Origin of the sequence: Streptomyces sp. NPDC088747, from assembly GCF_044751025.1 — a bacterium.
Classification (GTDB): Bacteria; Actinomycetota; Actinomycetes; order Streptomycetales; family Streptomycetaceae; genus Streptomyces.
Map to the genome: position 1 here is coordinate 24,331 of NZ_JBIVKZ010000026.1, position 23,094 is coordinate 47,424.

Genomic DNA, 23,094 nt, shown 5'->3' on the forward strand with positions numbered 1-23,094 from the left:
ACTCGTGGCACGCGGATTCGCTGTACACCCCTCCGCTGTTACCCGCTCAGTTCGTTATTCACCTTCACGTGGACGCGGGGTACGCGGGTTCCGATCCGGGTGACGATTTCGTACGCGATGGTTCCCGCGGCGCGTGCCCAGTCCTCGGCGGTCGGTTCGCCCCGGTCGCCGGGCCCGAACAGCACCGCCTCCTCGCCCACCGCGGGCTCGTCCCCGCCGAGGTCGACGACGAACTGGTCCATCGCGATCCGTCCGGCGACCGTCCGCAGCTTGCCGCCGACCAGCACGGGTCCGGTGCCGGAGGCGTGCCGCGGGATGCCGTCCGCGTAGCCGACGGGGATGAGGCCGAGGGTCGTGGCGCCCGGCGTGACGTAGTGGTGGCCGTAGCTGATGCCGTGGCCGCCTTCCACGTGCTTCACCAGTGCGATCGACGCGCTCAGCGTCATCACCGGGCGGAGCCCGAAGTCGGCCGGGGTGCCGATCTCGGGGCTGGGCGAGATGCCGTAGACCGCGATTCCCGTGCGGACGAGGTCGAAGTGGCTCTCGGGGAGGGTCAGCGTGGCGGGCGAGTTGGCGATGTGCCGCACCTCGGGGCGGGCGCCCCGCTCCTCGGCGTACGCCACCATCTCGCGGAAGAGGGTGAGTTGGGGCCGGATGGAGGGGTGGCCGGGTTCGTCGGCGCAGGCGAGGTGCGACCAGAGGCCGGTGACCGTGATCAGTCCCTCGGCCTCGGCCCGCAGGGCCGCGGCGACGAGTTCGGGCCAGTCGGCGGGCCCGCAGCCGTTGCGCCCGAGGCCGGTGTCGGCCTTGAGCTGTACGCGGGCGGGGATGCCGACCGCTCGCGCCGCCTCGACGACCTCCCGCAGCGCCCACATGCCGCTGACCGACACGTCGAGGTCGGCCTCGATGGCCTGGGCCCAGGGGCCGCCGGGGGTCCAGAGCCAGCACAGGATCCGGCCCGGCAGCCCGGCCTCGCGCAGGGCGAGCGCCTCCTCGGGGGTGGCCGTGCCGAGCCAGCCGGCGCCCGCCTCACGCGCCGCGCGGGCGCACGGCACCGCCCCGTGGCCGTACGCGTCGGACTTGACCACGGCCATCACGGCCGCGGACGGCGCGTGGGCGCGCAGACTCCGCACGTTGGCCCGGAGGGCGGCAAGGTCGATCTCGGCGCGGGCGCGCAGGGGTGCTGTCTCGTTCATGGCGCCCCCAGTGTCTCAGAGGGGTCGGACAGCACTCCGGCACCGGTGCCGCTCAGCCGTCCGTCCTGCGGCCCCATACGTATACCCGGTCGCCCTTCTTGAGCACCCCCCACAGTTTCCGGGCGTCGGCGAGCCGCAGATTCACGCAGCCCCACGAGCCGACGGTGGTGTGGATGCTGCCGTAGACGGCGTGGAAGGCCTGTCCGCCGTCGAAGAACTGGCTGTACGGCATGGAGGTGTTGTAGAGCGTCGACCAGTGGTTCTTGTGCTTCCAGTAGATCTTCTTCCACCCGGTCCGCGTCCCGTAGCCGGCCCGCCCGCTGCGCATCGGCACCGGCCCGTAGACGACCTTCTTGCCCTTCTGCACCCAGGTGAGCTGACGGCTGAGATCCACGCAGGCGACGCGGTACGACCGGACGGGACACTTCTTCGCCGCGTTCGGGTTCTTCCTCGCCGACAGCAGCCGCATCTGCGCCCAGGTGACGGTCCCGGCGAAACCGATGCTGGGCTTGATCCTGTGCTTGGTCTGGAAGGTACGGATGGCCAGGCAGTCGGCGCCGGACTGCTTCCCGTCGACCCTGAGTTTCAGCCACCGCTCGACCTGCCGCTGATAGGGCCCGGTCCGCTTGCTGCACGTCACTTTCGCGGCGGCGTCCCCGAGCGGCACGTACTCGACGAGGTCGTACGTCCCCGCCCTCGCGTCCCTCGGTTCGACCGCGTCCTCCGAGGCGGGCGGCGTGTAGACCTTCGGCGGCAGCACCTGGTCGGGCGTGTCGATGTGCCACGGCTGGTACGGCCCCGGCGGCACCCCCGGCACGAGCTCCGCCTCGGGCCCGGAAGCAGGCGGAACAGGCTCCCCGTACGCCACCCCGACAGGCAGCACACTCACCGCGGCGAGCAGCACCGCGAGGCCACGGCACATCATTCGTCTGCTGATCATGAGATCAGCTCTACGCGGCGGCGGGACGCCCATGAATGAGCCGCGCGCGCCTTTAGCCCGTCCGGCGTTTGAGGACGAGCCCTTCGGGCGATGGGGGGCCAGGGGGCGCAGCCCCCGGACACGGGACGGGAAGGGGCGGAGGGGGCGAGAAACCCCTCACCTCACCCCCGTACGTCCCGCCACGCGTCCGGAATGGCCGCGGCCACGTCGTGCGCCCCCGCAGGCGCCCCGTCCGCGGCGAACCGCCCCGCGAGCCCATGCAGATACGCCCCCACACTCCCCGCGTCCAGCGCGGACAGCCCGGCCGCGAGCAACGACCCCGCCAGCCCGGACAGCACGTCCCCGCTCCCCGCCGTGGCCAGCCACCCCGTCCCGGTCGGATTCACCCGCACCGCCCCGCCCCCGGAGTCGGCGACCAGCGTGGTCGACCCCTTGAGCAGCACCGTCGCCCCGTACCGCCGCGCCAGCTCCCGCACCGAGGCCAGCCGAGCCCTCTCGACCTCCTCCCGCTTGACGCCGAGCAGCGCGGCGGCCTCCCCGGCGTGCGGGGTCATCAGCGTCGGCGCCGTACGGTCCCGCACGGCGCCGACGTCGGCGAGCCGCAGGCCGTCGGCGTCCAGCAGCACGGGTACGTCGGACGCGAGCACCTCACCCACGGCCGACGCGTCGTCCCCGGCGCCGGGCCCCACGACCCAGGCCTGCACCCGCCCGGCCTGCGCGGGCCCCTTGTCGGTCACGAGCGTCTCGGGGAACCGGGCGAGCACCGCGTCCGCCGCGGGGCCCACGTACCGCACGGCCCCCGCGCCGCCCCGCAGCGCACCGGCCACGGCGAGCACGGCGGCGCCCGGATACCGCGCGGACCCGGCGGCGATCCCGACGACGCCCCGCCGGTACTTGTCGCTCTCCGCCGCCGGTACGGGCAGCAGGTCGGCCACGTCGGCGTGCTGGAGGGCCTCCAGGTCGGGCTCCGCGGGCAGTTCGGCACCGAGGCCGATGTCGACGAACCGCACCGACCCGGCGTACTCCCGCGCGGGGTCGACCAGCAGGCCGGGCTTGTGCGTCCCGAAGGTGACCGTCAGGTCGGCCCGGACCGCGGAGCCGCGCACCTCGCCGGTGTCCGCCTCGATGCCGCTGGGCAGGTCGACGGCGACGACGGCGGCCCGGGAGTGCGCGACGAGAGCGGCGAGCTGTGCGGCGGCCGGCCGGAGCCCGCCCGTGCCGCCGATCCCGACGATGCCGTCGACGACGAGATCGGCCCGGCGGACGATGTCCTCAGCGGCGTCGGGGGCGACCGTACGGCCGCCCGCCCGGCGCAGCGCCGTGAGTCCGCCCGGGTGCGTGCGTTCGGGGCTGAGCAGGACGGCGGTGACCCCGGCGCCGCGCCGCGCGAGGCGGGCGCCCGCGTACAGGGCGTCGCCGCCGTTGTCCCCGCTTCCGACCAGCAGCACGACGCGGCTGCCGTACACCCGCCCCAGCAACTGACCGCAGGCGACGGCCAGTCCGGCCACCGCCCGCTGCATGAGTGCACCCTCCGGGAGCCGCGACATCAGCTCCCGCTCGGCTGCCCGGACCGTCTCGACGCTGTACGCAGTTCGCATGCGTTCGAGTCTCCCGCACGACGCCCCGGACCACAGCCCCAGCCCGCGGGCACCCCCGCCGGCCGGGCTATCCCTCCGCCACCACCACGGCCGAGGCGACCCCCGCGTCATGGCTCAGCGACAGGTGCCACGACCGGACGCCCAGCTCGGCCGCGCGGGCCGCGACGGTGCCCTTCACCCGTAGCCGCGGCTGCCCGCTGTCCTCGACGTAGACCTCGGCGTCGGTCCAGTGCAGGCCCGCCGGGGCGCCCAGCGCTTTCGCCAGGGCCTCCTTCGCCGCGAAGCGGGCCGCGAGCGAGGCGACGCCCCGGCGCTCCCCGCTGGGCAACAGCAACTCGCCCGCCACGAACAGCCGCTCCGCCAGCCCCGGCGTCCGCTTCAGCGACGCCGCGAACCGCTCGATCTCGGCCACGTCGATACCGACCCCGATGATGCTCATGCCGAGACCCTACGGCGACCGGCTCGGGCGCCAGTCTGCCGACCTGCCATGATCGGGGCTGAACGGGTTTGTGCAGGTTTGCGACCCGCGCCTGGGGGCCATTGCTGAGGACGACCCTTCAACTCATCGAACAGGGAGTCTTTTCATGCGCATGCGTACCATTATGTCGGCCGCGGTTCTGTCGGCCGGTCTCGTTCTGGGCGGTTCGGCCTCGGCGCTGGCGCACGGCTGGGACGGACAGGGCGACGACGACGGCCAGTCGTCGAGCGCGTGCTGGATCGCGGCCGGCGCGGGCGACGGCAAGGGCTTCTACACCCAGGGATGCCAGCGCACCGGCGACGAGCACGAGGACCGCGACGGCTTCCTGTTCGGCTCGCACTTCGGCGGCCGTCAGCACTGATCGTCCCGCCGCGCCTCCCACCTTGGCGGCCAGCGCCGGACCAGGCCCGCTGCGAACCAGCGCGCCAGGGTGGGTAGGCCGCAGGACATCCGCTCCCCCGCGTAGACACAACACCGGTCCCGTCACCTCGGCCGTAACGGGACCTTTCGCATGCGCCCCGCCACCGGCTCACCGCCAGGAGTTCCGGCTAAGCCGCGGCCAGCTCGCACCACACGTATTTCCCCCGCCTGCCGTCCCTGGCCAGCGGCTGCCAGCTCCACAGGTCGGCACACGCCCGCACCAGCGCGAGCCCGCGCCCCTCCTCCAGGTCGACGCCCTCGCCGAACGCCCGCGGTGGCTCCGGTGGCCGGGGATCGGCGTCCCACGCCCCGATCCGCAGCACGCCCGCGGCCCAGGACACCCGCAGGGCGGCGGGACCCTTCGTATGGCGTACGGCGTTGGAGACCAGCTCGGTCGCGAGGAGTTCGCCGACGTCCGCGAGGCGGATCAGCCCGTGCATGGTGAGGATGAGCCGCAGGGTGCGGCGACTGACCGTGACGGCGCGGAGGTCGTTGGGGACGTAGAGGTAGTACTCCCAGGGCGCGGTCTCGTTTTCGGGCATGCGTGAACTCCGGTTCGGTGGAGGGTTTTCGGAGACCTGCGGGTGACGGGCGGTGGCATGGCCACGTCCGTCATGGCAGGACGGAGTGGTGCGCTTCCGGGGCCCCGGGATTCCGCAGAGTGTGCGTCGCGTGACTGACGGTAGATCTAAATATAGAGACGCAGCAAGCCGATCGCGTAATCTGACGCCGAACGAGTAGCGCCCGCAGGCGCGTTGAACCGAGGAGCGGTCGAGAGCTTTGAGGCGCGAACCGACGGCACGTCAGATGCGTCTGGCGACTGAACTGCGCAGACTCCGTGAGGCGGCAGACCTCAACGCCCGCCAGGCGGCTGCATTGCTCGGCGTGAGCCCGGCCCAGATCACCCACATCGAGTCAGGACTCGCAGGCGTGAGCGAGAAGAGACTCCGCCGCCTCGCATCCCACTACGCCTGCACGGACGAGGAGTTCATCGACACCCTGGTCGCAATGGCCACCGATCGGACACGCGGCTGGTGGGAGGAGTACCGGGGCCTGTTGCCCACGTCGTTCCTGGACCTGTCCGAGCTGGATCACCACGCCTCGTTCCGGCGCGATGTGGCGATCCTCTACGTGCCGGGCCTGCTTCAGACCGAGCAATACGCTCGCGCCGTCTTCTCTTCCAGGCTTCCTGAACTCACGCCTGAAGAACTCGAGTTGCGTGTCCGCCATCGGATGGCACGCCAAGAGATCACCATCCCGTACGAAGTGGTGATCCACGAGGCCGCACTACGTATCAGGGTCGGCAACCGCGTCGGTTCACAGACTCAACTCGCCAGCCTGGTTCAGCTTTCCGAGGCAGACAACATCACCCTGCGCGTCATCCCCTTCGACCTGGACGGCTTCGCCAGGGCCTCAAGCACCATGCAGTACGTGGGCGGCTCTCTATCAAAACTGGACACGGTGGTGCGAGACGCACCCCACGGCTCGGTCTTCATCGATTCAGAAGCTCAACTCAACGCCTATCGAACACGCTTCCGTAAGGTGCAAGCTGTATCAATCGAGCCCGAACGATCGCGTGACTTCATCCACAGGCTGGCGAAAGAGATGTGAGGCACCCCCATGGACAACTGGCGAAAGTCGTCCTACTCCGGCGAGGGGGACGGCAACGACTGCGTCGAGATCGCGAACTCCCCCACCCACACCGCGATCCGCGATTCCAAGGCCCCGGCCAGAGCCACCCTCACCTTCCCGGCCGGAGCCTTCGTCACCTTCCTCGACGGTGTGAAGCGCTACTCCACCGTCACCGACTTCGCCAGGTTCCGAGGCTGATCGACCTCGTTGCCGCGGGCGGTGGCCAACTCGCAGGCGAAGACCTGCAAGGGGACCGTCGCGACGAGGGGCTGGAGCAGCGTCGGGGTGGCCGGGATCCGGATGAGGTGGTCGGCGTACGGGACGACCGCCTCGTCGCCCTCCTCGGCGATGACGATGGTCCGCGCACCCCGCGCGCGGATCTCCTGGATGTTGGACACGATCTTGTCGTGGAGGACGGAGCGGCCCCGGGGTGACGGCACGACCACGACGACGGGGAGGTCCTCCTCGATGAGGGCGATGGGCCCGTGCTTGAGCTCGCCCGCCGCGAAGCCCTCGGCGTGCATGTAGGCCAACTCCTTGAGCTTCAGGGCGCCTTCGAGGGCGACGGGATAGCCCACGTGGCGGCCGAGGAACAGCACGGTGTCCTTGTCGGCGAGGGACCGCGCCAGCTCCCGTACCGGCTCCATGGTCTCAAGGACGCGGTCCACGGAGGCCGAGATGTGCGACAGGTCGCGGATGACGTCCTGGATCTCGTCGCCCCACTTGGTGCCGCGCACCTGGCCGATGTAGAGGGCCACCAGATAGCAGGCGACGAGCTGGGTGAGGAAGGCCTTCGTGGACGCGACGGCGACCTCGGGGCCCGCGTGCGTGTAGAGCACCGCGTCGGACTCACGCGGGATCGTCGAGCCGTTGGTGTTGCAGATCGCCAGCACCTTGGAGCCCTGCTCGCGGGCGTGCCGCAGGGCCATCAGCGTGTCCATGGTCTCGCCGGACTGGGAGATCGCGATCACCAGGGACCGCACGTCCAGGATGGGATCCCGGTAGCGGAACTCGCTCGCGAGCTCCACCTCGCAGGGGATCCGCGTCCAGTGCTCGATGGCGTACTTGGCGATCAGCCCGGCGTGGAAGGCCGTACCGCACGCGATGATGACGATCTTGTCGACCTCGCGGAGTTCGGCGGCGGAGATCCGCACCTCGTCCAGGGTCAGTGAGCCGGCCGCGTCGATGCGGCCCAGCAGGGTGTCGGCGACCGCCTTGGGCTGCTCGGCGATCTCCTTGAGCATGAAGTAGTCGTAGCCGCCCTTCTCGGCGGCCGAGGCGTCCCAGTCGACGTGGAAGGAGCGGACTTCGGCGGGCCGGCCGTCGAAGCCGGTGACCGTGACGCCGTCCACGGTGAGCTCGACCACCTGGTCCTGGCCCAGCTCGATCGCGGAGCGCGTGTGGGCGATGAAGGCGGCGACGTCGGAGGCGAGGAAGGCCTCGCCCTCGCCGACGCCCACCACGAGCGGCGAGTTCCGGCGCGCCCCGACGACCACGTCCGGCTCGTCGGCGTGCACCGCGACCAGCGTGAACGCGCCTTCCAGGCGGCGGCACACCAGCCGCATCGACTCCGCGAGGTCGGCGCAGGAGGAGTACTCCTCGGCGAGCAGGTGCGCCACGACCTCGGTGTCGGTCTCGGAGGCGAGGTCGTGCCCGCGGTCGGCCAGCTCGGCCCGCAGGGCGGCGAAGTTCTCGATGATCCCGTTGTGCACGACGGCGACGCGTCCTGCGTTGTCCAGATGCGGATGGGCGTTCGCGTCGGTGGGGCCGCCGTGCGTGGCCCAGCGCGTGTGCCCGATCCCCGTCGGCCCGGCCGGCAGCGGCCGCTCCAACAGCTCCTTCTCCAGGTTGACGAGCTTCCCGGCCCGCTTCGCCGCGACCAGCCCGCCGTCGGCGAGCACGGCGACCCCGGCCGAGTCGTACCCCCGGTACTCCAGCCGCTTCAGCCCGGCCATCACCACGTCAAGCGCCGACTGCGACCCCACGTATCCCACGATTCCGCACATGAACGGCAGCCTAGACACCAAAAGACGCCCAAACCCGACACTTCATGCCCGAAATCGGAAATTCCCGCCTGGCCTCGCCCGCCCCGCCGGGTAACCCGCGTGACGGACCCCACGTACCGTCCCGTCCATACTCCCGTAACAATGGACTGTGATCTCTCCGGTCTCCTCGACCCCCCGGAGCGCCCACCGGTCCAGGCCGGAGGCGACTCCCTACGTCGACCTCACCCGTGCCGAGTGGAGCGCGCTGCGCGAAAAGACGCCGCTCCCGCTGAACGCCGAGGAGGTGGAGAAGCTGCGCGGCCTCGGCGATGTCATCGACCTCGACGAGGTGCGGGACATCTACCTCCCGCTGAGCCGGCTCCTCAACCTCTACGTGGGGGCGACGGACGGCCTGCGCGGCGCCCTGAACACCTTTCTGGGCGAGAAGGGCTCCCAGTCCGGCACGCCGTTCGTGATAGGCGTCGCCGGCTCCGTGGCGGTCGGCAAGTCGACCGTCGCCCGCCTCCTCCAGGCCCTGCTGTCCCGCTGGCCCGAGCACCCGCGCGTCGAGCTGGTCACCACGGACGGATTCCTGCTCCCCACCAGGGAGCTGGAGGCACGCGGCCTGATGTCCCGCAAGGGCTTCCCCGAGTCGTACGACCGCCGCGCGCTCACCCGGTTCGTCGCCGACATCAAGGCGGGCAAGGACGAGGTGACGGCCCCCGTCTACTCACACCTCATCTACGACATCGTCCCCGGCCGCGAGCTCACCGTCCGCCGCCCCGACATCCTGATCGTCGAAGGGCTGAACGTCCTCCAGCCCGCCCTCCCCGGCCAGGACGGCCGCACCCGCGTGGGCCTCGCCGACTACTTCGACTTCAGCGTGTACGTCGACGCCCGCGCCGAGGACATCGAGGCCTGGTACCTCAACCGCTTCCGCAAGCTCCGCGCCACCGCCTTCCAGAACCCCTCCTCGTACTTCCGCAAGTACACCCAGGTCTCCGAGGAGGAGGCCCTCGACTACGCCCGCACCACCTGGCGGACCATCAACAAGGTCAACCTCCTGGAGAACGTGGCCCCCACCCGAGGCCGCGCCACCCTCGTCGTCCGCAAGGGCCCCGACCACAAGGTGCAGAAACTGAGCCTGCGCAAGCTGTGAGCACCGGGCAGTCATCGACCCGCCCCCAACTTCCCTCCGTGGCGATACAGTTACCGCCTGCTATCACCAACGGGGAGGCGCTGTGGCGGTGGAGGAGATGTCGGTCGAGCTGGTGCTGGACCCACAGGGTGGGGACCCGGAGCGCACCGGAGAGGAACTCCATTTCCTGCTGGCCGAGTTGAGCCGACTGGACGTCGAGAGCATCGAACGCGTTACGCACCGTCCGGCCCCGGCGGGCACCCGCGGCGGCGACGCCGTAGAACTGGGCGCACTGCTGATCGGCCTGGGCGGCAGCGGCGCCCTGCTCCCGCTGCTCGTCGGGCTCGTACAGGACTGGCTGCACCGGCGGCGGTCAGGCAGCATCCGCCTGAAGATCGGCGACGACGAGCTGGAACTGACCGCGGTGTCCGACGAGATGCAGCGGCGCGCACTGGAGGACTTCCTCCGCCGCCACGGGGAGTGACCCCGGTGGCGAACCGCGCCCTGATCATCGCGAACAGCCGCTACGACGACGAGCACTTCGCCACGCTGCCCGCCGCGTCCGCGGACGCCGCCGCCCTGGCGGAGGTCCTGGGCGCCCCGGACATCGGCGGCTTCGAGGTCGAGACCCTGGCCGACGTCGAACAGCGCCCCGCGCTGCGCGCGCTCGAATCCTTCTTCACCCGGGCCCGCCCCGACGACCTGCTCCTCCTCCACCTGTCCCTGCACGGCTGGAAGGACCTGCGGGGCCGGCTGTACTTCGTCATGCGCGACACCGAACGCGACCTTCCCGGCTCGACGGCAGTCTCCGCGGAACTCGTCGGCGACTGGCTGGGACAGAGCCGCTCCCGACGCGTCGTCGTCATGCTCGACTGCTGCTACAGCGGAGCGTTCGCCCTGAACGCGGTGCGCCGCGACGCGGGCACGCCCACGGTCGACGTCGCCGAGCCCTTCGCGGGCAACGGCCGCGTCGTCCTCACCGCGTCCACCGCCCTCCAGTACGCCTACGAGGGCGAGCGGGACGTCCGCTACAGCCGGACGCCGACCCAGCCGTCCGTCTTCACCTCGGCGGTGGTGCGCGGCCTGCGGGACGGCTCGGCCGACCTGGACGGCGACGGGCTCGTGTCGGTCGACGAGCTGTACGACTACGTGCACGAGCAGGTACGGCAGCGGATCGCAGGACAGACCCCGACCCTCAGCGTCGACAACGCCCAGGGCACGATCTACCTGGCCCGCAGCCCCCGGCACGGCGATGTCGACCAGCTGGCCGAGATGCGGGCCGCCGTACTCGACGTACAGCCCTGGAAGCGCATCGGCTCCCTGCACCTCGTGGAACAGCTGCTCGGCAGCGTCCGCGAAGCGACCCGGAACACGGCACGGGCGGCGCTGCTCGGGCTGATCGCCGACGCGGACCGTGAAGTCGCCCGGCGCGCACGGGAGTTGTGGCACGCACGAGGCCTCGGGGAGATCCCGACGGCCCGGGCACCGCGTCCGAAGAGACCGGCCACGCCCCGGCCGGGCGACACCCACCCACCCGTGGTGGGCGTCGACTTCGGTACCACGAACTCCTCGATCGGTCTCTTCCAGGGCGACGACGTCCGGATGGTCCCCAACGCCGAGGGAGCCCTCAGCACCCCGAGCCTGCTGGCCATCACCGCCGAGGGCGAGATCCTGGTGGGGACGGCGGCCAAGCGACAGGCGATCACCAACCCCGACTACACGGTGCGTTCGGCCAAGCTCAAGCTGGGCACGGGCTGGAGCATCACGCGCGGCGAGGTGCGACTGACCGCGGAGGACGTCGCGGAGCGCATCCTCGCGAGGTTGCGCTCGGACGCGGAGGCGTTCATCGGCGGCCCTCCGGCCATCGCCGTACTGACCGTCCCCGCCAACTTCGACCTGGGCCAGCGCGCGGAGCTGGTCGAGGCCGCTCGGCGGGCGGGGCTCCCTGTCCAACGTGTCATCAACGAACCGACGGCCGCCGCGATCACGTACGGACTGAACCGCGAGACCGAGGCGACCGTCCTGGTCTTCGATCTCGGCGGCGGCACCCTGGACGTCTCCCTCATCGAGGTCGGTGACGGCGTCGTCGAGGTCAAGTCGACCGGAGGCGACAACCACCTCGGCGGGGACGACTGGGACCGGCGACTCGCCCAGTACCTGGCGCGACGGGTGTGGGATCGCTACGGAGTCGACCTCACCCACGACGTGGCGGCCATGCAGCGGCTCCAGGAGGCCGCCGAGGCGGCGAAGGTCGAGCTGACGTCGGCAGGCAGCGCGACCATCAGCCTGCCCTACCTGGCGACCACGGCGGACTTCACTCTGCACCTCGAAGAGACCCTTACCCGCGAGAAGTTCGAAGCCTTGACGCAGGACCTGCTGGAGCGCTGCCGTAGGCCCGTCCTGCAAGCCCTCCGGGACGGCGGGATCCGGCTCGCCGAACTGGACCAGGTGATCCTGACCGGCGGGGCCACCCGGATGCCCGCCATCGAGGAGCTGGTCCGCGAACTCACCGATGGCCGCCAGCCCTACCGCGGGCTCATCCCGGAGGGAATCGTCACCGGCGCCGCGCTGCAGAGCGGCATCCTCAGCGGCTCCGTCGTGGACTCGCTGCTCCTCGACGTCATCTCGACCTCGCTCGGCATCGAGACCCAGGGCGGCACAGTCATGACGATGATCGCGCACAACGACACGATTCCCACGCGCCGCCGGGAGTTCGTCACACCGAGCGCGGACAACCAGCGCACCATGATGCTCCACCTCGTGGAGGGCGAACAGGAGACTGCCGCGGCCAACAGGTCCGTGGCCGTGCTGGAGCTGATGGACCTGCCCCGCCATCCCCGGCGCACGCCGCTGATCGAGATCACCGTCGACACCGACGCCAACGGCATCGTGGGCATGACCGCCCGCGAGCTGCGGGGCCGCACGAACCAACTGCCCGACCGGGTGGAGGAACTGGTGCGGACCCGGAGACAGGCCGGCCGGAAGAACCTGCCGGAGCCGGACGCACGGCGGGCACAGACGAAACTGGCCGAACTGGAGGACACGTACTTCACCGGCCGACGGTGGACCGTCACCGCGGACCGGTCCGCCGCCGCACAGGCCGCCGAGCTCGTCGGCTCCCCCCGCTGGCCGGAACTGCGCCGCCTCACCCCGTACGTCTGGGAGCCCTCCGGATAGGCAACCGGCGGCGATGACCGTCGGCACGGCTACCCTGCCTCCATGCTGCACCTCCGCCTCATCACCCCCGCCGACAAGACCGACGACGTCCTGCGGCTCATCGAGAACACGGTCGGCACCGCCCACCTCGTGGTCATGCCGGGTGCCGCCCGCGATCCGGCCGGAGACGTGGTGACGGTCGACGTGGCCCGCGAGGCGGGTGACGAACTGATCGGGGCCCTGCGCGAGTTGGACCTCGACAGGACCGGCTCGATCGCCATCGAGAACATCGACCTCTCCCTGTCCAAGCGCGCCGACGAGGCGGAGGAAGCGGCGCCGGGCGAGGGCGTGGACGCGGTCCTGTGGGAGCAACTGGCCGAGGCGACGAACGAGGAGTCGACGCTCACCGTCACCTACGTGGGTCTCCTGGCGGTCGCGACGATGCTCGCGGCCTGCGGTGTGATGCTCGACAACGCGATCCTGATCGTCGGAGCGATGGCCGTGGGCCCGGAGTTCGGACCGCTCGCCGGGATCTCCACGGCGCTGGTGCGGCGCGCCCCGCACCTGGTGTGGCGGTCGCTGTGGGCGCTGCTCGCCGGATTCGCGATCGCCATGGTGCTGACGGCGGGCTTCAGTTACCTGCTCGACCTCTGCGGGCTGTTCGAGCGGTCGATGGTGGAGGGCGACCGCCCGAACACGGCCTTCATCTGGAAGCCCGACAGCATGTCGTTCGTGGTGGCGTTCCTGGCCGGTATCGCCGGAACCCTCTCCCTCACGTCCGCCAAGTCGGGCGCGCTGATCGGCGTCGCGATCTCGGTGACGACGGTCCCGGCGGCCGCCAACGCCGCCGTGGCGTTCAGCTACACGGACTACTCCCAGACGTGGGGCTCCAGCCTGCAGCTCCTCGCCAACCTCGGCGGCATCATCGTGGCCGGCACGCTCACACTGCTCGCCCAGAAGTGGTTCTGGGCGAGGCAGCGCGCGCGTACACCCGAAGTGGCCCGGCCTTGAGGCGACTTGGGCCCTGTCCGGCCTAGCCGAGGGCGGACTTCACCGCGTCCGCGAGCCGTCCGGCCACCGAGCGGGCGTGGTCGATGTCGGCCGCCTCGACCATCACCCGTACGAGCGGCTCGGTGCCGGAGGGGCGGAGCAACACCCGCCCGGTGGAGCCGAGTTCACGCTCGGCGTCGGCGACCGCCGTGGCCAGCTCCGCCGAGGTGCCCACCCGGGACCTGTCGACGTCGGGCACGTTGATGAGCACCTGCGGCAGCCGCTCCATGACGGCCGCGAGGTCCCGCAGCGTACGGCCGGACTGGGCGACCCTGGCCGCGAGCAACAGCCCGGTCAGCGTGCCGTCACCCGTGGTGGCGTGGTCGAGGATGATCACGTGCCCGGACTGCTCGCCACCGAGCGCGTACCCGTGCTTCTTCATCTCCTCCAGGACGTAGCGGTCACCGACCGCCGTCTGCACGAAGGACAGCCCCTCGCGCTCCATGGCGAGCTTGAAGCCCAGATTGGACATGACAGTCGCGACAACGGTGTCGGAGCGCAGTGCGGAACGCTCCCGCATCGCCAGCGCGAGAACTGCCAGAATCTGGTCGCCGTCCACCTCGGCACCCGTGTGGTCCACGGCGAGGCAGCGGTCGGCGTCACCGTCGTGCGCGATACCGAGGTCGGCACCGTGTTCGAGTACGGCGGCCTGGAGCTTCTCCATGTGGGTGGAGCCGCAGCCGTCGTTGATGTTGAGCCCGTCCGGCTCGGCACCGATCGTGATGATCTCGGCGCCGGCCCGCGCGAAGGCCTCGGGCGAAACACGCGCGGCGGCACCGTGCGCCTCGTCCAGGACGACCTTCAGACCGTCGATACGGTTCGGCAGCACGGCGACGAGGTGGGCGACGTACTGGTCGAAGCCCTGGTCGTACGAGCGCACGCGGCCCACGCCCGAGCCGGTCGGCCGGTCCCAGGGAGCGCCGGTGCGGTGCTCCTCGTAGACACCCTCGATACGGTCCTCCAGCTCGTCGGCGAGCTTGTGCCCGCCGCGGGCGAAGAACTTGATGCCGTTGTCGGGCATGGCGTTGTGGCTGGCGGAGAGCATCACGCCAAGGTCGGCACCCAGCGCGCCGGTGAGGTACGCCACCGCGGGGGTGGGCAGCACACCGACGCGCAGGACGTCCACGCCCGCGCTGGCCAGCCCGGCGACCACCGCGGCCTCCAGGAACTCCCCGGACGCACGCGGATCACGGCCGACCACCGCGACGGCCCGGTGGCCCTCGAACGTGCCCGCCTCGGCCAGTACGTGTGCCGCCGCGACGGAGAGGCCGAGCGCGAGCTCGGCCGTCAGATCCGCGTTGGCGACACCGCGCACCCCGTCCGTGCCGAAGAGTCGTCCCACTTGTCCTCCTGAGGAAGCTTCAGAATTCGGAAGTCATCCGATCACACGAGCCTTTGAGCACCTTGTGCCGTTATACGCCCAAGGCTGTGATAAACGAACGCCCCGGCGGCACTGTGGCGTGCCGCCGGGGCGTTCGGACGTACTACGCGCAACTACACGTACTCCGCGGAGCGCATGTGCTACGCGTACGAGCAGGCAGCGAAGATTAACGCTTGCTGTACTGCGGGGCCTTACGGGCCTTCTTGAGACCGGCCTTCTTGCGCTCGACCGCACGGTCGTCGCGCTTGAGGAAGCCGGCCTTCTTGAGGGCGCCGCGGTTGTTGTCGACGTCGGCCTCGTTCAGCGCGCGGGCGACACCGAGACGGAGCGCACCGGCCTGACCGGAGACGCCGCCACCCGTGATGCGGGCGACCACGTCGTAGCGGTTGTCGAGCTCGAGCACCTTGAAGGGCTCGTTGACTTCCTGCTGGTGCACCTTGTTGGGGAAGTAGTCCTCAAGGGTGCGACCGTTGATCTTCCACTTGCCGGAGCCCGGGACGATCCGGACGCGGGCGATGGCGTTCTTGCGACGGCCCAGGCCGGCGGCGGGCTGCGGGTCGCCGAAGCGGCCCGCGAGCGACTCGGAGGTGTACTCGCCCTCGACGGGCGGCACCTCGGACTCGGTGGTGTAGCTCTCGACGTTCTCGGCGTTCTCGACGAGCTCGGTCCCGGTCTCTTCGACCGGCTGCTCAGCGGTGGTCTCGGCCACGATTGTCCTCAGATTCTTTTTCGTCTTAGGGGGTGGCCGGAACTACTGCGCGACCTGGGTGATCTCGAACGGCACCGGCTGCTGCGCAGCGTGCGGGTGCTGGTCGCCCGAGTAGACCTTCAGCTTGGAGAGCACCTGACGGCCCAGGGTGTTCTTGGGGATCATGCCCTTGATGGCCTTCTCGACGGCCTTCTCGGGGTTCTTCGCCAGCAGCTCGTCGTAACGGACGGAGCGCAGACCACCCGGGTAACCGGAGTGGCGGTACGCCATCTTCTGGGTCTTCTTGTTGCCGGAGAGATGCACCTTGTCGGCGTTGATGATGATGACGAAGTCACCGGCATCGACGTGGGGCGCATAGATCGGCTTGTGCTTGCCCCGCAGGATGGTCGCGGCAGTGGTGGCCAGACGACCCAGGACGACGTCCTGGGCATCGATGACATACCACTGGCGAGTGATGTCGCCGGGCTTGGGGCTGAACGTACGCACTTCGTAGCCTTCGCTTCTTCAGTGGATGGGTCCTGACACATGGCATCACTGAAGCGATCGTGCAGCTGGGGACGACAGTGCCGGGAACGCTGACCCGTATGCCGCCCTCTGGTAACTGCTCCAGGGAACCTACGTAAGGGCCTCTCGCGTGAGAACGACCAAGCCGATACGCATAACGAAGCACAAGACTACTCGTGCCGCCCCGGACGGGTCAAAACGCGCCCCGAAGCCCGCATCGCACTCGCCCACGTCTCGTACGAACACATGAAATCCACGCGCCCTCCGATCGCGGGGCCACGTGACGCACCAACCACCCGGAGATGTCACTTTTGCCCGTACGCGGTCAGGTCACACCGACGTCTCAAGTGCCCGGCGGAGCGGAACGACACCCCCCAACGCCCGTCTAAGATGCGGCGCATGAGCTATGGGCAGGGTGGGCAGGGGCAGCCCCCGTGGGATCCCTGGAATTCGGGATCCCAGCGGCCTCAGTGGGGCAGCCAGACGGACGACCGGACTCCGGACTGGGCGGCACTCGCCGACGCCTCCGAGTCGCGCAACAGGCGCCGCAGGCTGCTGCTGATCTGCGGCGGAGCGCTCGCCACGGTCGCGGTCGGCGTCGCCGTCGCGGTGGCCGTCGTGTCCGCGAACGGCAGCAGCCAGGCCTCGAACACACCCAGCAACCTGCCCGCCACCGCGGACATCCCGAGCGACACCACCGGGCCGACACCGTCCTTCGAACCGACCTCGGCCCCGCCCCCGCTGGACCCCGAGGACTTCATATCCAGCGTGAAGAAGGACACAGCGCCGCTCAGCCCGGACATCCTCTTCCCCGGTTCGTCGCTGACCATGGGTGACCGCGTCTACCTCAAGGGCGCGAAGGCCGACACGACGAACTGCGCCTCGGCGGTGAAGGGCACGCTCGGCACCGTCCTCACCAAGAACTCGTGCAAGCGCATGCTGCGCGTCACCTACAGCAAGGGCGGCGTCGCGGCGACGGTCGGCGTGGCCGTCTTCGACACCGCGGCCCAGGCCGCCAAGGCCAAGGGCCAGGCGGACGCCAAGAGCATCATCGCCTCACTGCCCGGCAACGGCGTCAATGCCTTCTGCAACTCGGCGGTCTGCCGCTCCACCACCAACTCCTACGGCCGCTACGCCTACTTCACCCTCGGCGGCTACACCAGCGGCAAGGACGTGACCGCCAAGGACACCGCGGTCTTCACGGCCGGGGACGACCTCGCCGAGTTCGCCTTCCGCCAGATCCGCCGCCGCGGCGAGTCCCAGGCGTCGGCCGCGGCCAGCGAGTAGCGGCCAACGAGTAATCGGGCCCTCCGCCGAACACCCGAAGGCGCCCGACGAACGGGCCCGGAGACGGCCCGAAGGGCCCGGAGACGCTCAGCAGCACCCCGCCGACGGCAGCGTCCGCTTGTTCCGCGCCTCCTTGCTCCGCGCGGCCAGCAACTCGTCGGCGGGGTAACCGACTTCCTCCAGCGTCAGCCCGTGCGGCCGTACGACATGGACGGCCGAGTCCCGTACGCCGGCACCCAGCACCTTCCCGGGCCACTCGACCCCGCGGTGCCCGTCCCCCACGAACAGCAGCGCCCCGATCAGCGAACGCACCATGTTGTGGCAGAAGGCGTCGGCGCGCACGGTCGCGGTGACGACCCCGTCACCGTCGCGCACCAGGCTCAGCTCCTGGAGCGTACGGATGGTCGTGGCACCCTCCCGCTTCTTGCAGTAGGCGGCGAAGTCGTGCTCGCCGACCAGGAGTCGGGCGGCCTCGTTCATGGCGTCGACGTCGAGCGGCCAGTCGTGCCACAGGACATGGCCACGCAGCAGCGGATCGACGCCGCCGGGGTTGTCCGTCACCCGGTACGCGTACCGCCGCCAGACCGCCGAGAAACGGGCGTTGAACCCGCTGGGCGCCTGAGCCACCGACCACACCCGTACGTCCTTGGGCAGCCGCCCTGCGAGCCGCTTCAGCAGCTTCTCCCGGTGCTCCTCCCACAGAGCCTCGGGCAGGTCGACGTGCGCCACCTGCCCGCGTGCGTGCACCCCGGCGTCGGTCCGCCCGGCCACGGTCAGCTCATGAGTGGCGTCCCCCGACCGGGTCACCGTCCGCAGGGCGTCCTCGATCTCCCCCTGCACGGTCCTGCGCCCGCTGGCCTGCTTGGCCCACCCGGAGAACTCCCGCCCGTCATAGCTCAGGTCCAACCGCACCCGCACGAACCCGGCCGCTGCTTCATCACTCACAAACAGATCCTCTCAGGGACTGCCATGGACGACCCCCGCTCCCCCGTCGGGGCAACGCGAAAGCGGGCCCGCCCCCAAGGGGACGGACCCGCTCACACGCGAGCCGAAGCTCAGGCGTCCTTGGACTTGGACTCGTCGCCCTCGACGGCGTCAGCCGGCTTCGCGTCCTCGACGACCTCGTCGGAAGCCTCGGTCTTCTCGACCGGGGCGTCCTTCTTGAGGGTGTCTTCCTTGACGGCACGCTTGGTCGCCGCCTCGGCCTCACCGGTGGCTGCCTGCGCCACGGTCAGGGCCTCCACCAGCTCGATGACAGCCATGGGCGCGTTGTCGCCACGACGGTTACCGATCTTGGTGATACGGGTGTAGCCACCCGGACGGTTCTCGTAACGCGGGCCGATCTCGGTGAAGAGCGTGTGCACGATGCTCTTGTCCGTGATCACCGAGAGCACCTGACGGCGGTTGTGAAGGTCACCCTTCTTCGCCTTGGTGACCAGACGCTCCGCGTACGGGCGCAGGCGACGGGCCTTCGCCTCGGTGGTGGTGATGCGGCCGTGCTCGAAGAGCGACTTCGCGAGGTTCGCGAGGAGCAGCTTCTCGTGCGCGGCGCTGCCGCCCAGACGGGCACCCTTGGCAGGCTTCGGCATGGTCTTTCTCCTTGGTGTCTGCCCCGGCCGTATCAGGTACCGAGGTCAGTGTCCGAGCGGGCGATCGCCCGTCGGAGATCCGGGACCCCGAAGGGCCCCGGAGGTGTGCATCCCGATCAGTACTGGTCGGTCAGTACTGCTCGGTCTCCACGAAACCCGCGTCCACGTCGTCGTCGGCGCCGAAGGCGTCGGCGGCGGCGGTCGGGTCGAATCCGGGCGGGCTGTCCTTGAGGGCCAGGCCCATGCCGGCCAGCTTCGCCTTGACCTCGTCGATGGACTTCGCACCGAAGTTGCGAATGTCGAGGAGGTCGGCCTCGGAGCGGGCGACGAGTTCACCCACGGAGTGGATGCCCTCACGCTTGAGGCAGTTGTAGGACCGAACGGTGAGCTCCAGCTCCTCGATCGGCAGGGCGAGATCGGCGGCGAGGGCGGCGTCCGTGGGCGAGGGGCCCATGTCGATGCCCTCGGCGTCGATGTTGAGCTCACGCGCCAGACCGAACAGCTCGACCAGCGTCTTGCCGGCCGACGCCATGGCGTCACGGGGACGCATGGCCTGCTTGGTCTCGACATCGACGATCAGCTTGTCGAAGTCGGTGCGCTGCTCGACACGAGTCGCCTCGACCTTGTACGTGACCTTCAGGACCGGCGAGTAGATCGAGTCGACCGGGATGCGCCCGATCTCCTGACCCACCTGCTTGTTCTGCACCGCCGAGACGTAACCGCGACCGCGCTCGACGGTCAGCTCCATCTCCAGCTTGCCCTTGCCGTTCAGCGTGGCGAGGACGAGGTCGGGGTTGTGCACCTCGACACCGGCCGGCGGCGCGATGTCGGCGGCGGTGACCAGACCCGGACCCTGCTTCCGCAGGTACATCACGACCGGCTCGTCGTGCTCACTGCTCACGACCAGCTGCTTGATGTTGAGGATCAGGTCGGTGACGTCCTCCTTGACGCCCGGCACGGTGGTGAACTCGTGCAGGACACCGTCGATCCGGATGCTGGTGACAGCAGCGCCGGGGATCGAGGAGAGGAGCGTGCGGCGGAGAGAGTTGCCGAGGGTGTAGCCGAATCCCGGCTCCAGCGGCTCGATCACGAACCGGGAACGGAACTCGTCGACGACCTCTTCGGTCAACGACGGACGCTGAGCAATCAGCATGTTGCGATCCTTCAGTCATGGACGCCCACTATTTGACGTCCTGCTGTTACTGCAAGGGTACGGGCGGCACCGCCCCGAAGAGCCGTACCGCCCGAATCCCAGAACTACCGTGCGTCAGACGCGGCGGCGCTTCGGCGGACGGCAGCCGTTGTGCGGGGTGGGGGTGACGTCCTGGATGGAGCCGACCTCCAGGCCGGTGGCCTGGAGCGAGCGGATCGCGGTCTCGCGACCGGAGCCCGGGCCCTTCACGAAGACGTCAACCTTGCGCATGCCGTGCTCCTGCGCGCGACGGGCGGCCGACTCGGCGGCCATCTGCGCGGCGAAGGGGGTGGACTTGCGCGAGCCCTTGAAGCCGACGTGGCCGGCGGAGGCCCAGGAGATCACGTTGCCCGAGGGGTCCGTGATCGAGACGATCGTGTTGTTGAACGTGCTCTTGATGTGAGCGTGCCCGTGGGCGACGTTCTTCTTTTCCTTGCGGCGCACCTTCTTGGCAGCGCCCTGACGACCCTTGGGGGGCATCTATTACTCCTACGGGGAGGTGGTCGGTCCTACAGCGAAGACCGCTGATGAAGCGTTGTCCGCTGAGGACTACTTCTTGCCCGGCTTCTTCTTACCGGCGATCGCGCGACGCGGGCCCTTGCGGGTACGAGCGTTCGTGCTGGTGCGCTGACCGTGGACGGGCAGGCCGCGACGGTGACGCAGACCCTGGTAGCAGCCGATCTCGACCTTGCGGCGGATGTCGGCCTGCACCTCGCGACGGAGGTCACCCTCGGTCTTGAAGTTGGCGTCCACGTACTCGCGGATCCTGACCAGCTCCTCCTCGGAGAGGTCACGAACGCGGGTGTTCGGGTTGACGCCGGTCTCGGCCAGCGTCTTCTGCGAGAGGGTCCGGCCGATGCCGAACACGTAGGTGAGGGCAACCTCCACGCGCTTTTCGCGCGGGATGTCAACACCGGAAACGCGTGCCATTCAATGGCTCCAGTTGTCGTTCGGAGGTCTTCCGCAGAACCGTTTCCCGCCCGCCGTCCTCTTCGTTTCGAAGATTCGGTACGAACCGGGTCCCCAGCCTCCGACCGGGGGTGTCAGGCCTGATGAGTGTCAGCCCTGGGCTCTGCGTATGAACATGTACTACTTGCGTCGCGCGAAGTATCTGCGGATGCAGAAGGTCGGTCGTGCGTCAGCCCTGGCGCTGCTTGTGGCGCGGGTTTTCGCAGATGACCATGACCCGGCCGTGACGGCGGATCACCCTGCACTTGTCGCAGATCTTCTTGACGCTCGGCTTGACCTTCATTGGTGAGGTTCTCCGGGTCAGTGCCACCACCCCGCGTGAGCGGGGCACAGGCAAGATCTACTTGTACCGGTAGACGATCCGGCCACGCGTCAGGTCGTACGGAGACAGCTCCACCACGACCCTGTCGTCAGGGAGGATGCGGATGTAGTGCATACGCATCTTGCCGCTGATGTGTGCCAGAACCTGGTGGCCGTTCTGGAGCTCAACCTTGAACATGGCGTTCGGAAGAGACTCGACGACAGTGCCCTCGATCTCGATGGCACCTTGCTTCTTGGCCACGCTTCGCCCTTCGAATCGACTACCTTGATCGACTCCGTACGAGCGCATGCAGGCATGCGGGTGCACGAGAGCCGACGAGTCAGTCTACGTCAGCGCACCCGGAAAGACGAATCGAGGAAGAATGCCCGCCTTGGAAGATCATTAACCAGATCCACCCAGCCCCGACACCCACGCCCCACCAAAAAAGGACGCACCAAAACCCCACCCACCCCGCCCACCGACGAGCGCCGCACACGCCCCACCACACGGCCACCCACCCGGCAAACCAAGGGCACCGGTCGACGGAACTCGCCTCCGGCCGCTCTCCTACCGCCCACCGGACCGCGAAGCGGAGCTGAAGACGCCCGGCGTCAACCAGACGGCGCGGCTGCGCCGGCCTCCGATCGGCGGACCGGACGACGCCCGGCGTCCGGCGTCAGGCCGACGGGTCCGGCGCCGCCACAATCCCGTACTCCGCCAGCTTCGCCCTGCCGCCATCAGGCGCCGTCAGCACCAACGGGCCCGCCTCCGTCAACGCCACCGAGTGCTCCCAGTGCGAGGACCAGGTCCCGTCCGTGGTGATGACGGTCCAGTCGTCCTCCAGCACCTGGGTCTTGGGGGTGCCGAGGGACACCATCGGTTCGATGGCGAGGCAGAAGCCGGGGACGAGCTTGGGGCCCTTGCCGCGGCGGCGCTCGACGTAGTTCAGGAGGTGGGGGTCCATGTGCATCTCCGTGCCGATGCCGTGGCCGCCGTAGTCCTCGACGATCCCGTACCGCCCGCCACCGACCTTGGGCTGACGTCGGATGTACGTCTCGATGGCACGGGAGACATCGACGAGCCGGTTGCCCAGCTTCATCGCGGCGATGCCCGCCCACATCGACTCCTCGGTCACCCGGGAGAGCTCAAGCAGCTCCGGAGCGTGCCCGGTGCCCACGAACGCGGTGTACGCGGCGTCGCCGTGCCACCCGTCGACGATCGCGCCGGCGTCGATGGAGATGATGTCGCCGTCCTTCAGGACGGTCTTGTCGTCCGGGATGCCGTGGACGACGACCTCGTTGGCCGAGGTGCAGATGGTCGCCGGGAACCCGCCGTACCCGAGGAAGTTCGACTTCGCCCCGTACTCGGCGAGGACCTTGCGCGCGACCTCGTCCAGATCCTTCGTCGTGGCGCCGGGCACGGCCGCCTCACGGGTGGCCGCGTGAATGGCCGCGACGACCAGGCCCGCCTCACGCATCTTGGCGATCTGCTCGGGGGTCTTGATCTGCACCATGGGACTGCGGCCTTCCTGACCGAAAAGAACGGACTGCTCCAACGATACGGGTGCTC

The 23,094-nt window shown here is 69.7% G+C and carries 25 protein-coding genes; 8 read left to right on the forward strand and 17 right to left on the reverse strand.

Annotated elements, in window-relative coordinates:
* Window positions 1-38 precede the first annotated feature (38 nt).
* The 4 genes from alr to ACIP79_RS40070 form a co-directional block, all read right to left on the reverse strand.
* Window positions 39-1,196, reverse strand: a complete 1,158-nt coding sequence (gene alr / locus ACIP79_RS40055; protein WP_401232328.1) for an alanine racemase — start codon at window positions 1,194-1,196, stop codon at window positions 39-41.
* A gap of 52 nt (window positions 1,197-1,248) precedes the next feature.
* Entirely contained in the window at window positions 1,249-2,136 is an 888-nt protein-coding gene (locus tag ACIP79_RS40060; RefSeq protein WP_401232331.1) for a L,D-transpeptidase, read from the reverse strand.
* A 161-nt stretch (window positions 2,137-2,297) separates the two neighbouring features.
* Window positions 2,298-3,734 (reverse strand): NAD(P)H-hydrate dehydratase, encoded by a 1,437-nt coding sequence (locus tag ACIP79_RS40065; RefSeq protein ID WP_401232333.1) that lies wholly within the window; start codon window positions 3,732-3,734, stop codon window positions 2,298-2,300.
* Window positions 3,735-3,801: 67 nt separating this feature from the next.
* Entirely contained in the window at window positions 3,802-4,173 is a 372-nt protein-coding gene (locus tag ACIP79_RS40070; protein WP_401232335.1) for a holo-ACP synthase, read from the reverse strand.
* Window positions 4,174-4,324: 151 nt separating this feature from the next.
* Between ACIP79_RS40070 and ACIP79_RS40075 the strand changes: the two genes are divergently transcribed.
* The gene (locus ACIP79_RS40075; RefSeq protein ID WP_401232338.1) at window positions 4,325-4,573 is read left to right on the forward strand and encodes a hypothetical protein; all 249 of its coding nucleotides are present in this window, start codon (window positions 4,325-4,327) and stop codon (window positions 4,571-4,573) included.
* A gap of 187 nt (window positions 4,574-4,760) precedes the next feature.
* Here the strand turns inward: ACIP79_RS40075 and ACIP79_RS40080 are convergent, their stop codons facing one another.
* Window positions 4,761-5,174, reverse strand: a complete 414-nt coding sequence (locus tag ACIP79_RS40080; RefSeq protein ID WP_401232340.1) for an ATP-binding protein — start codon at window positions 5,172-5,174, stop codon at window positions 4,761-4,763.
* A 265-nt stretch (window positions 5,175-5,439) separates the two neighbouring features.
* Between ACIP79_RS40080 and ACIP79_RS40085 the strand changes: the two genes are divergently transcribed.
* Complete coding sequence (locus tag ACIP79_RS40085; protein WP_401232342.1) at window positions 5,440-6,243, forward strand: helix-turn-helix domain-containing protein; 804 nt, start codon at window positions 5,440-5,442, stop codon at window positions 6,241-6,243.
* Between the two features lie 9 nt (window positions 6,244-6,252).
* Window positions 6,253-6,462 (forward strand): DUF397 domain-containing protein, encoded by a 210-nt coding sequence (locus ACIP79_RS40090; RefSeq protein WP_401232345.1) that lies wholly within the window; start codon window positions 6,253-6,255, stop codon window positions 6,460-6,462.
* Here the strand turns inward: ACIP79_RS40090 and glmS are convergent.
* A complete protein-coding gene (glmS, locus tag ACIP79_RS40095; protein ID WP_387180061.1) occupies window positions 6,423-8,270 on the reverse strand; it encodes a glutamine--fructose-6-phosphate transaminase (isomerizing) in 1,848 nt (615 codons plus the stop codon). The genes ACIP79_RS40090 and glmS overlap by 40 nt on opposite strands.
* Before the next feature lie 148 nt (window positions 8,271-8,418).
* On the opposite strand from glmS, the gene coaA reads away from it, so the two are divergent.
* From coaA to ACIP79_RS40115, 4 genes are all read left to right on the forward strand, one after another.
* On the forward strand, window positions 8,419-9,408 hold the full coding sequence (gene coaA, locus ACIP79_RS40100) for a type I pantothenate kinase (protein WP_401232349.1): 990 nt from the start codon (window positions 8,419-8,421) through the stop codon (window positions 9,406-9,408).
* Window positions 9,409-9,490: 82 nt separating this feature from the next.
* A complete protein-coding gene (locus ACIP79_RS40105; protein WP_401232352.1) occupies window positions 9,491-9,871 on the forward strand; it encodes a hypothetical protein in 381 nt (126 codons plus the stop codon).
* A gap of 5 nt (window positions 9,872-9,876) precedes the next feature.
* Window positions 9,877-12,564, forward strand: coding sequence for an Hsp70 family protein (locus tag ACIP79_RS40110; RefSeq protein ID WP_401232354.1), 2,688 nt, complete (start codon window positions 9,877-9,879; stop codon window positions 12,562-12,564).
* Between the two features lie 42 nt (window positions 12,565-12,606).
* Complete coding sequence (locus ACIP79_RS40115; protein WP_401232357.1) at window positions 12,607-13,554, forward strand: DUF389 domain-containing protein; 948 nt, start codon at window positions 12,607-12,609, stop codon at window positions 13,552-13,554.
* Window positions 13,555-13,576: 22 nt separating this feature from the next.
* Here the strand turns inward: ACIP79_RS40115 and glmM are convergent, their stop codons facing one another.
* The 3 genes from glmM to rplM form a co-directional block, all read right to left on the reverse strand.
* Entirely contained in the window at window positions 13,577-14,935 is a 1,359-nt protein-coding gene (gene glmM, locus ACIP79_RS40120) for a phosphoglucosamine mutase (RefSeq protein ID WP_401232360.1), read from the reverse strand.
* Between the two features lie 205 nt (window positions 14,936-15,140).
* A complete protein-coding gene (gene rpsI, locus ACIP79_RS40125; RefSeq protein WP_383678720.1) occupies window positions 15,141-15,683 on the reverse strand; it encodes a 30S ribosomal protein S9 in 543 nt (180 codons plus the stop codon).
* A gap of 42 nt (window positions 15,684-15,725) precedes the next feature.
* Window positions 15,726-16,169 carry a 50S ribosomal protein L13 gene (rplM, locus tag ACIP79_RS40130; RefSeq protein WP_055515165.1) on the reverse strand — a complete coding sequence of 148 codons (444 nt, stop codon included), beginning with the start codon at window positions 16,167-16,169 and terminating at the stop codon, window positions 15,726-15,728.
* Window positions 16,170-16,586: 417 nt separating this feature from the next.
* Between rplM and ACIP79_RS40135 the strand changes: the two genes are divergently transcribed.
* Window positions 16,587-17,474: a hypothetical protein gene (locus ACIP79_RS40135; protein WP_401232365.1), complete on the forward strand. Its 888-nt coding sequence runs from the start codon at window positions 16,587-16,589 to the stop codon at window positions 17,472-17,474.
* An 87-nt stretch (window positions 17,475-17,561) separates the two neighbouring features.
* Here the strand turns inward: ACIP79_RS40135 and truA are convergent, their stop codons facing one another.
* The 8 genes from truA to map all read right to left on the reverse strand — a co-directional run bounded on the left by truA (window position 17,562) and on the right by map (window position 23,038).
* Entirely contained in the window at window positions 17,562-18,419 is an 858-nt protein-coding gene (gene truA, locus ACIP79_RS40140) for a tRNA pseudouridine(38-40) synthase TruA (RefSeq protein WP_383678726.1), read from the reverse strand.
* A 110-nt stretch (window positions 18,420-18,529) separates the two neighbouring features.
* A complete protein-coding gene (gene rplQ, locus ACIP79_RS40145; RefSeq protein ID WP_401232368.1) occupies window positions 18,530-19,063 on the reverse strand; it encodes a 50S ribosomal protein L17 in 534 nt (177 codons plus the stop codon).
* Between the two features lie 130 nt (window positions 19,064-19,193).
* The gene (locus tag ACIP79_RS40150) at window positions 19,194-20,216 is read right to left on the reverse strand and encodes a DNA-directed RNA polymerase subunit alpha (RefSeq protein WP_019055532.1); all 1,023 of its coding nucleotides are present in this window, start codon (window positions 20,214-20,216) and stop codon (window positions 19,194-19,196) included.
* Between the two features lie 114 nt (window positions 20,217-20,330).
* Window positions 20,331-20,735, reverse strand: a complete 405-nt coding sequence (gene rpsK, locus ACIP79_RS40155; RefSeq protein WP_003956432.1) for a 30S ribosomal protein S11 — start codon at window positions 20,733-20,735, stop codon at window positions 20,331-20,333.
* A gap of 69 nt (window positions 20,736-20,804) precedes the next feature.
* Window positions 20,805-21,185, reverse strand: coding sequence for a 30S ribosomal protein S13 (gene rpsM / locus ACIP79_RS40160; RefSeq protein ID WP_266831354.1), 381 nt, complete (start codon window positions 21,183-21,185; stop codon window positions 20,805-20,807).
* Window positions 21,186-21,393: 208 nt separating this feature from the next.
* Window positions 21,394-21,507 (reverse strand): 50S ribosomal protein L36, encoded by a 114-nt coding sequence (rpmJ, locus tag ACIP79_RS40165; protein ID WP_003998809.1) that lies wholly within the window; start codon window positions 21,505-21,507, stop codon window positions 21,394-21,396.
* 57 nt (window positions 21,508-21,564) lie between these two features.
* Window positions 21,565-21,786: a translation initiation factor IF-1 gene (infA, locus tag ACIP79_RS40170; protein ID WP_003948620.1), complete on the reverse strand. Its 222-nt coding sequence runs from the start codon at window positions 21,784-21,786 to the stop codon at window positions 21,565-21,567.
* 415 nt (window positions 21,787-22,201) lie between these two features.
* Window positions 22,202-23,038, reverse strand: coding sequence for a type I methionyl aminopeptidase (map, locus tag ACIP79_RS40175; RefSeq protein WP_401232374.1), 837 nt, complete (start codon window positions 23,036-23,038; stop codon window positions 22,202-22,204).
* Between the last annotated feature and the right edge of the window lie 56 nt (window positions 23,039-23,094).